Below are 7186 nucleotides of genomic sequence, written 5' to 3'. Positions count from 1 at the left end.
CCGGCGCAACCTCGGCGGCAGCCGGCGCACGGTCCGCATGACCGTGACGCCGGCGCCGTCAAGGAACTTCAGGTCTTCCGCCTGCCGCAACAACTTGTGCATGTTCATGCGGGGCGGATACCCGCTCGGGCTCAGACCGAACGGCGCGCCGCCGTGCGGCCCCGCAGCGCGACGCCGAGCCCGATCATGGTGATGGCCAGGAAGAAGTGCAGCCAGTTGTCTGCCGAGTTGATGGGGACGAAGTTCGCCGCGCTGTCCTTGTCGATCAGCAGGCCATAGATCCACAGCACCGCGTAGACGGCGCCACCCACGATCAGGAACTGGACCGCGCCGCCGTGGGTGCGTGCCAGCGCGAGGCCGGCGATGCCGAACAGCAGGTGGACGATGTTGTGCAGGATGGAGACGCAGAAGATGCCGAGGAGCATGGCCTGCGAGTCGTGGCCGGCGAACTTCATGAGGTCGTAGTCCGTGGTCAGCCCCGGGATGAACCCCGCGATGCCGACCACGAGGAACACTGCCCCGTACACCATGGCGGCGAGCTGGGCAGGAGTCCTCGTGCTGACGGTATTGGTCATGACTTTTATCCCTCCGTTCTGGGGATGACCGGAATACCCAGGTTCCGGCCACCGAACCGGCGGGTAACTCACCTTCATGAACGGATTTCTCGGCATCTACCTCAGGGACCAGCTCGCACTCGGCGTCGCGTGGCGTGAGCTGGCCAGACGTTCCGCGGGCAACAACAAGGGCACCGAGGCCGGCACCGCGCTGGCACGGGTCGCGACGGCCATCGCGGAGGACGTCTCGACCTTCGAAAAGATCATGGAGCGGCTGAATATTCGACCCGATCGGATGAAGAACATCGCGGTGACCGTCGCGGAACGGATCGGCAGGTTCAAGCCGAACGGCAGGTTGCTGAGCTACTCACCCCTGAGCCGGTTCGAGGAGATCGAGTTCCTGATCATGGGCATCGAGGGCAAGAAACAGCTGTGGAGCACTCTCCGCGACCTCGCCGGCCTCGGCGCACGGCTGCCGGACGTCGACTTCGACGAGCTGATCGAGCGGGCGGCGGCGCAGCGCACCGAGCTGGAGCCCTACCGGACCAACGCGGGTCTCGAGGCGTTCGTCACAGCCAGTCCCGACGCTTGAACAGCAGGTAGAGCCCGCCGCCGATGAGCAGGATCGTCGCGGTCGACATCCAGAAGCCCCACGGCTGGCCGAAGCCGGGGAACGGGATGTTCTGCCCGTAGTACCCGGTGATGGCGGTGGGTACGGCGATGACGGCGGCCCACCCCGTCACCTTCTTCATGATCAGGTTGAGCCGGTTGCTCTGCAGGCTCAGCTGCGTCTCGCGGAAGGTGGCGATGAGGTCGCGCAGCGAGTCGGTCCACTCGGTCACGCGCAGCACGTGGTCGTAGATGTCCTGGAAGTACGGCGTCATCGGGGCGTCGGCGCGCCGGACCAGCGTGCTCACGACCTCGCGCATGGGCACCGAGACGTGCCGCAGCACCCCGAGGGACCGGCGCAGCGCCAGCGCCCGCCGCAGCATGCCGCGCCGGGCGGGCCCCTCCTCGAAGATCAGTTCCTCCAGCTGCTCGACGTGCTCGTCGAGCGACTCGATGACGTCGAACTGCGAGTCGACGACGTAGTCGATCAGCCCGTGCACCAGGAAGCCGACGCCGTTCTTCGCCAGGTGCGCGAGCGCGTCCCACCGGCGGACCACGGCGTCGATGTCGAACCGGTCGCCGGGCCGCACCGTGACGATCGCGCGCTCGGTGATGAACACGCCCAGCTCGGCCTTGGTCAGCTGGAGGCTGTCCCGCTCCAGGGTGACGGAGTAGGCGGTCAGGTAGGAGTGCGTGTCGTACTCGTCGAGCTTCGGCCGCTGCCGCGACTGCAGCGCGTCCTCGACGGCCAGCTCGTGCAGCCCCAGCTCGTCGGCGACCAGCGCGAGGTCCGCCTCGGTCGGCGACCCGAAGTCGAGCCAGACCGTCAGCCCCTCGTCCCGCAGGTAGTCGGAGGTCTTCTCCGGCGGGAAGTCCTCCGCCTCGAGGACCCCGTCCCGGTACAGGCGTGTCCGTGCCACCTTCGCAACCCTAGTTCGCGGGCCGGCCGCTCGCCGCGCGACGTCGGTTCGGCCGCGCCACGGAAACCACGCTTTTCCATTTCGGTGAACACAGCGGATAACGAGATCGCATCGATCAACATCGGCCGGCAACACCACCGCGCCCTTTCCCGACCGAATTCTTGGGTTCGGCCTGGGGTAGCGAGAGGAACCGGTGGGAAATGTCCAATGTGGGTTATGCCGTCGTCGACGTCGAGACGACCGGGCTGTTTCCGGGGCGGCACGACCGAGTGGTCGAGATCGGGGTCGTGCTCGTCGACCGCGACGGCCGGCAGGTCGACGAATGGGGCACGCTGGTCAACCCGGCACGGGATCTGGGACCACAGCACATCCATGGCATCAAAGCGAAAGACGTGCTGCGGGCACCGTCGTTCGCGGACATCGCGGGTGACCTGGCCGCGCGCCTGGCCGGCCGAGTCGTCGTCGCGCACAACCTGAGTTTCGACCTGCGTTTCATCCTCACCGAATACGGACGCATGGGCGCGCCGGTCCCGCTGGTCCACGAACGCGGCCTGTGCACGATGGCCCTGTCCGGTTCCTGTCTCGACAGCCCGGCACGCTCGCTGGCGGCGTGCTGCGCCGCCGCGGGAATCGACCACGTGAATCCGCATTCCGCGCTGCACGACGCCAGGGCCTGCGCCGAACTGCTCGCATTCTTCATCAGGGCGACCGGTCGGCCGGAGCCGTGGTTCGACCTGTTCGCCGCGGCGCGGGGAGCGTGGCCCACGCTGCCGCGGCCCTGCGGCCGCACCAGCCCGCGCACGCTCGCCGGCGTCGCGCCACCCGCGTTCCTCGAGCGGCTCATCGACCGGCTTCCCCGGGTCCAGCAGCCGCCGCGTGCCGACGAGTACCTCGCGCTGCTCGACCGCGCGCTGCTCGACCGGCACATCTCGGCCAGCGAGCAGGACGGGCTCATCGAGGTCGCGCAGGCGCTGGGCCTGACCTACGTGGACGTCCTCGGACTCCACCGCGACTACCTCGACGCCCTCGCGCGGGCGGCGAGGGCCGACGATGTCGTCACCGACGACGAGCGGCTGGACCTGGGGAACGTGGCCGGTCTGCTCGGGCTCACGGAACACGACGTCGAGCTCGCGCTGCGGAAGGCGCCGGAGGAGACGCCCCAGTGGGGTCAGTTCCGGCTGCGGCCCGGTGATCTGGTCGCGTTCACCGGGCAGATGGTCGGGCAACGCGACGAGTGGGAGAACCGGGCCACCCGCGGCGGCCTCAGGGTGGCCGCCGGCGGCGTGACCAAACGCACCCGGCTGCTCGTGGCCGCCGATCCCGACTCCCTGTCCGGCAAGGCGGTCAAGGCACGCCAGTACGGCATCCCCATCGTGACTCCCGACGCGTTCGGCAGGCTCGTCGAGCAGATGGCCGCCGCCGCGCTGGCGTAAACCGGTCGGCTGCCACCGGCGTGATCACCTAGGCTGCCGGACATGCTGCCCTGGTCATCGCCGCTCGTCGGGCGTATCGAGCACGAAACCGTCCACAGTGCGCTCCTGCGGGACAACCCGCTCGGGGACCCGCACGAGCGGCCGATCTACGTCTACCTCCCGCCCGGCTACGACGACTCCGACCGGCGGTACCCGGTCGTCTACGTGATCCAGGGCTACACCGGCAACGTCGCCATGTGGTTCAACCGGACGCCGTTCCGCCGGCCGTTCCCCGAGCTGGCCGACGACGTGTTCGCGGACGGGAGCACCCCGCCCGCGATCGTGGTGTACGTCGACGCGTGGACGGCCTACGGCGGCAGCCAGTTCCTCGACTCCCCGGCCACCGGTCGCTACCACTCCTACCTCTGCGACGAGGTCGTGCCCTGGGTCGACGCCCGGTACCGGACCCTCGCCGAGCCCGCCCACCGGGCCATCTCGGGCAAGTCGAGCGGTGGGTACGGCGCCATGGTCACGCCGATGCTGCGACCGGACCTGTTCGGCGCGCTCGCCACCCACGCGGGCGACGCGCTGTTCGACGTCTGCTACCCGGACGGCTTCCCGAAGGTCGCGCGGACGCTGCGCGACGAGTACGACGGCGACTACGCGAACTTCCTGGCCGACCGTGGCAAGCGCATACACGGCACCAGGGACAGCGACCTGGAGCTCATCGAGATCTACGGCTACGCCGCCGCGTACTCGGGCAACGAGGACGGCAGCGTGTCGCTCCCCTTCGACGACACCGGCGCGCTGGTGCCGGACGTGTGGGCCCGCTGGCTCGCCTGGGACCCGGTCCGCATGGCCGGCGAGCCGCGGTACGCCGAGGCCCTGCGCGGGATGACCGCCATCTGGATCGACGCGGGCCGCAGCGACGAGTACTACCTCGACCTCGGCGCGACCGCCTTCCACCGCGCGGTCGTGGCGGCCGGGGTGCCGGACGACCGCGTGTACTTCGAGCTGTTCGACGGCCGGCACGGCGCCATCGAGTACCGCTACCCCCTGGCGCTGGCCTGGCTGTGTGAGCGCATCGCCGCCTGAGCCGTCAGGTGCTCGCTGAGCAGGACCAGCGCCCGCTCGATCTCCGCGCGGCGGTCGGGCGGCAGGCTGCTCAGCAGCTCGGCCTCGATGGCCAGCCGCCTGGGCATGATGTCGTCGACCGCCGCGCCGGCCGGGGTGATCGTCACCAGCACCGCGCGGCGGTCGGCCGACGACCGCCGTGCCCGCTTCGCCCGGGACCTGCTCAGCGCGGCCGCCTCGAACCAGCAACACCTCGATCATCGCGTTTATCGTGAGGCGGTGCGCCGAGTTCCCTTCGCCATCACCCTCGGCGGGCTCGCGGCGGCGGGTCCGCTCGGCATCGACATGTACGTCGCCGCCCTGCCCGAGATCGCCGGCGACTTCGGCACCAGCGTCTCCGTCACCCAGCTCTCGGTGACCGCGTTTCTCCTGGGCATCGTCTTCGGGCAGCTCACGTTCGGCCCGCTCGGCGACCGGTTCGGCCGGCGCCCGCCCCTCCTCGTCGGCACCGTGGCGGCCGCGGTGTGCGCCCTGGGCTGTGCCGTCGCCCCGAACGTCGTGGTCTTCATCGCGGCGCGGCTGCTCTGCGGGTTCTTCGGCGGTGCCGGCGTCGTGCTCGCCCGCGCCGTGGTGACCGACCTGTTCCAGGGGCCGCGGATGGCCCGCTACTACGCCGGTCTCGCGATGCTGCTGGGCGTCGCGCCGGTGGTCGCGCCCGCGCTCGGCGGCCTGATCCTGCGGCTGGGCTCGTGGCGGGTCGTGTTCGTCGTCCTGGCCGTGATCAGCCTCGCGCTCACCCTCTGTGTCCTGCGGTTCGTGCCGGAAACCCTCAAGGAGCGCAACGCTCAGCCGCGAGCGTTCGGCACCCTGCTGCGCCGGCGCGCGTTCACCGGCCACGTCCTGGTGCTGGCGTGCACGTCCGTCGCCCTGTTCACCTACGTCAGCGACTCGAGCTTCGTGCTCGAGGTCGGCTTCGGCGTGTCCCCGACCGCCTACAGCCTGATCTTCGCGTCCAACGCGTGCGCGATGCTGGCCGCCAGCAGCGTCTTCGGCGCGCTCGCGAACCGGGTGACACCGGCGGGCATGCTCCGCGCGGGCCTCGCGCTCGCCACCACCGCCGCCGCGGTCCACCTCGTGCTGATCGAGACCACCGGCGGCAGCCTGGCGATCACGTGGGTGTGCCTGCTCCTGACACTCGCGGGCCTCGGCCTGGTCTTCCCGTCCGTGACCACGATCGCCCAGACGCTGGGCGCGGCGACACCCGGCGCGGCGTCGGCACTGGTCGGCGCCGGTCAGTTCACGCTCGGCGCCGTGCTGTCCCCGCTGTCGGGCCTGTTCGGCAACGGGTCACCCACACCGCTCGCCCTGTTCATGCTGGCCGGCACGCTGGGCGCGGTCGCCGTCCGCCTGACGGTCATTCCGCGCGCAGCTGAACCGCGATCAGGTCGTAGTGCGAGTACGAGTTGATGTCGTCGGTCATCTCCAACCGGATCTCGAAGCCGTCGCGGTGCCAGAGCTCCGACGGCTCGAGGCCCTCGGTGCGCTTGTCCGGTTCGCCCAGCTCCGCGCGCAGCAGGTCCGACAACCGCGCGAACTCGTCGTCGAACACGTCGCGCTCGGCGTCGGGATCGCGCGCCCACAGCGCGGCGTACTCGTCGTCGAGGTCGTCCGCCTCGTCCTCGTCCACGGTGAAGTCGTCCTCGTCGGCGTAGTCGTCGGCGTCCTCGTCGATGTCCAACGCCGGCCAGAACAACGCGCAGGGCAGCCGGATCGACGCACCGGGCTCGCCGGGCGGGTCACCCAGCTCCAGCCGCCACCCGTTGTCCTCCTCGCCGAAGTAGTGCGGCGCACTGGCGGCCGCCGACCAGTCCAGCGGCTCGCCCTCGGTCGCCCAGCCGGCGCGCACCAGCGCCGCCTCGACACCCTCGCGGGTCCAGTCGCTGGTCAGCGACAGGAAGACCCTGATTTCCGCCGGCGTGACCGGCAGCTTCTTGATGGACACCCGAGGAAGCGTACTGCCGCTGCGGCACAAGGGTTTTCGACCACAGGCTGACCCCCTGGCCAGTACGCAGGTCGACGGTGAGCACGCCGCTGCCGCCGTCCACGTTGACCTCGCCGAAGTGCTGGAAACCCGCCAGCGGCGAGGCGTTGGCGGCCGGCGGGGTGTGCGCGAACACCTGCCGCGGCCCGAACGTCGGGTCCAGCGCGTTCGGTCCGAAGGCGCCGGCGTTGAGCGGGCCGGACACGAACTCCCAGAACGGGTCGAAGTCCTGGAACGCCGCCTTCTCCGGGTCGTAGTAGTGCGCGGCGGTGTAGTGCACGTCCGTGGTGATCCAGACGACGTTCCGCACGCGGTGCCTCTTGATGGAGGACAGCACGCCGGCGAGTTGCAGCTCGCGGCCGAGCGGCGCGCCGTCGTCGCCTTGGGCGACCGCCTCGATGCGGGTGGCGTCCGGGACGACCAGCGACAGCGGCATGTCCGCCGCGATGACCTTCCAGGTCGCGCGCGAGGCGGCCAGCTCGCGCCTCAGCCACTCCGCCTGCGTCGTCCCGAGGATGCCCTGGTCGTCGACCGTCTGGTTGTCGGGGCCGTTCGCATTCCGGTACGTGCGCATGT

The 7186-nt window shown here is 70.3% G+C and carries 9 protein-coding genes; 4 read left to right on the top strand and 5 right to left on the bottom strand.

The features are described 5' to 3' along the window. Positions 1 to 131: 131 nt before the first annotated feature. Complete coding sequence (locus ACJ73U_RS47640; RefSeq protein WP_407784432.1) at positions 132 to 575, bottom strand: DUF4383 domain-containing protein; 444 nt, start codon at positions 573 to 575, stop codon at positions 132 to 134. 76 nt (positions 576 to 651) lie between these two features. Between ACJ73U_RS47640 and ACJ73U_RS47635 the strand changes: the two genes are divergently transcribed. Further along, entirely contained in the window at positions 652 to 1146 is a 495-nt protein-coding gene (locus ACJ73U_RS47635) for a hypothetical protein (protein WP_407784431.1), read from the top strand. On the opposite strand, the gene ACJ73U_RS47630 is transcribed toward ACJ73U_RS47635, so the two are convergent. Next, positions 1124 to 2083 (bottom strand): magnesium transporter CorA family protein, encoded by a 960-nt coding sequence (locus ACJ73U_RS47630; RefSeq protein WP_407784430.1) that lies wholly within the window; start codon positions 2081 to 2083, stop codon positions 1124 to 1126. The genes ACJ73U_RS47635 and ACJ73U_RS47630 overlap by 23 nt on opposite strands. Positions 2084 to 2283: 200 nt before the next feature. Here ACJ73U_RS47630 and ACJ73U_RS47625 point away from each other — a divergent pair, with 200 nt between their 5' ends. After that, positions 2284 to 3516, top strand: coding sequence for an exonuclease domain-containing protein (locus ACJ73U_RS47625; RefSeq protein ID WP_407784429.1), 1233 nt, complete (start codon positions 2284 to 2286; stop codon positions 3514 to 3516). 42 nt (positions 3517 to 3558) lie between these two features. Further along, the gene (locus ACJ73U_RS47620; protein WP_407784428.1) at positions 3559 to 4590 is read left to right on the top strand and encodes an alpha/beta hydrolase; all 1032 of its coding nucleotides are present in this window, start codon (positions 3559 to 3561) and stop codon (positions 4588 to 4590) included. Here the strand turns inward: ACJ73U_RS47620 and ACJ73U_RS47615 are convergent. Beyond that, a complete protein-coding gene (locus ACJ73U_RS47615) occupies positions 4545 to 4742 on the bottom strand; it encodes a hypothetical protein (RefSeq protein ID WP_407784427.1) in 198 nt (65 codons plus the stop codon). The genes ACJ73U_RS47620 and ACJ73U_RS47615 overlap by 46 nt on opposite strands. A gap of 106 nt (positions 4743 to 4848) precedes the next feature. Here ACJ73U_RS47615 and ACJ73U_RS47610 point away from each other — a divergent pair, with 106 nt between their 5' ends. Beyond that, on the top strand, positions 4849 to 6036 hold the full coding sequence (locus ACJ73U_RS47610; RefSeq protein ID WP_407784426.1) for a multidrug effflux MFS transporter: 1188 nt from the start codon (positions 4849 to 4851) through the stop codon (positions 6034 to 6036). Here ACJ73U_RS47610 and ACJ73U_RS47605 read toward each other — a convergent pair. Together ACJ73U_RS47605 and ACJ73U_RS47600 are read right to left on the bottom strand one after the other, a co-directional pair. Beyond that, positions 5984 to 6475, bottom strand: coding sequence for a hypothetical protein (locus ACJ73U_RS47605; RefSeq protein ID WP_407784425.1), 492 nt, complete (start codon positions 6473 to 6475; stop codon positions 5984 to 5986). The two genes, ACJ73U_RS47610 and ACJ73U_RS47605, sit on opposite strands and share 53 nt — an antisense overlap. Continuing rightward, positions 6366 to 7186, bottom strand: an 821-nt coding sequence (locus ACJ73U_RS47600) for an alkaline phosphatase D family protein (RefSeq protein ID WP_407784424.1), incomplete at its 5' end; no start/stop codon positions are given. The genes ACJ73U_RS47605 and ACJ73U_RS47600, both read right to left, overlap by 110 nt.

Origin of the sequence: Actinophytocola sp., from assembly GCF_045807065.1 — a bacterium.
Lineage (GTDB): Bacteria > Actinomycetota > Actinomycetes > Mycobacteriales > Pseudonocardiaceae > Actinophytocola.
This window is presented reverse-complemented; position numbering and strand designations above follow the sequence as displayed.

What these genes read in the sequence shown, in the direction of transcription:
- ACJ73U_RS47640 (WP_407784432.1), bottom strand. Translation starts at nt 575, where the DNA reads ATGACCAATACCGTCAGCACGAGGACTCCTGCCCAGCTCGCCGCCATG.
- ACJ73U_RS47625 (WP_407784429.1), top strand. Translation starts at nt 2,284, where the DNA reads ATGTCCAATGTGGGTTATGCCGTCGTCGACGTCGAGACGACCGGGCTG.
- ACJ73U_RS47620 (WP_407784428.1), top strand. Translation starts at nt 3,559, where the DNA reads ATGCTGCCCTGGTCATCGCCGCTCGTCGGGCGTATCGAGCACGAAACC.
- ACJ73U_RS47635 (WP_407784431.1), top strand. Translation starts at nt 652, where the DNA reads ATGAACGGATTTCTCGGCATCTACCTCAGGGACCAGCTCGCACTCGGC.